General features: G+C 41.7%; 1 pseudogene. It reads right to left on the bottom strand.

The window, feature by feature from the left end:
* Positions 1-1,019, bottom strand: a pseudogene (locus DXX94_RS19155) (IS3 family transposase); the annotation flags it as partial.
* Positions 1,020-1,021 lie beyond the last annotated feature (2 nt).

Raw genomic sequence — 1,021 nt, 5'->3', positions numbered from 1 at the left:
GCTGTTATAAAACATTTCGATGTAATCGAAAATATCTTCCTTAGCTTTTTCTCTATTTTTGTATTTTCTTCGCTTGATCCGTTCACGTTTTAGCAACTGAAAGAAGCTCTCAGCAACAGCATTATCATGGCAGTTACCTCTACGACTCATACTGAGTGATAAATTATGCTCAGCAGCAAATCGTTGCCAGTCATAACCTGTAAATTGGCTGCCTTGATCGGAATGTATAATAACCGTTTGCTTAGGTTTTCTTCGCCATACAGCAGCGAGTAATGCACTTAAGACTAAATCAGTATGCATCATCGATTGCATCGACCAGCCAACGACTTGCCGAGAAAACAAGTCGATAACTACGGCTAAATAGAGAAAGCCTTCGTGCGTATCAATATAAGTGATATCAGTTACCCAAGCTTGATTTGGCTGTACTACATCAAACTGTCGTTTTAACTGGTTATCTGCGACCACAGAAGGCTTAGTGCCATAGTTGCCTTTGCGCTTCTTATAGCCGACTTGAGCTTGAATGCCTGATAACTGCATTAATCGATGAACTCTATTCTTTGAGCAAACTTCACCTAAATCCAACATATCACTTTGAATTTTGCGATAACCGTAAACGCAGCCGCTTTCAAGCCAAGACTGTTTGATTAAACCCGTTAAGCGCTTGTCATCCTTAGCTCGCTTGGATTCTGGCTTTTGCAACCAAGCATGAAAGCCACTGCGGTGAACTTGCAACGCTTGGCACATCAGCTTTATGGGGTATTGGTTGAGCCGAGACTTTATGAACGTGTACTTTTCTTTGACTCGCCCGCAAAGTACACGGCGGCTTCCTTTAATAGATCACGTTCTTGTTGAGTACGCTTTAGTTCTTTCTCAAGCGCTTTAATACGCTTTTCTTGCTCGGATAATTCTTGGTAGTGTTCGCTGTTACTGCCATAGCGTTTTAACCAGATATAAAGACTATTTGTCGAGATATCTAACCGTTCTGCAACGCTTGCAACGGAGTGACCTTTTTCAGTCACTT

It is taken from the genome of Thalassotalea euphylliae (assembly GCF_003390375.1).
GTDB lineage: Bacteria > Pseudomonadota > Gammaproteobacteria > Enterobacterales > Alteromonadaceae > Thalassotalea_F > Thalassotalea_F euphylliae_A.
The sequence above is the reverse complement of the archived record's forward strand: the minus strand, read 5'-3'. Positions and strand labels throughout refer to the sequence as shown.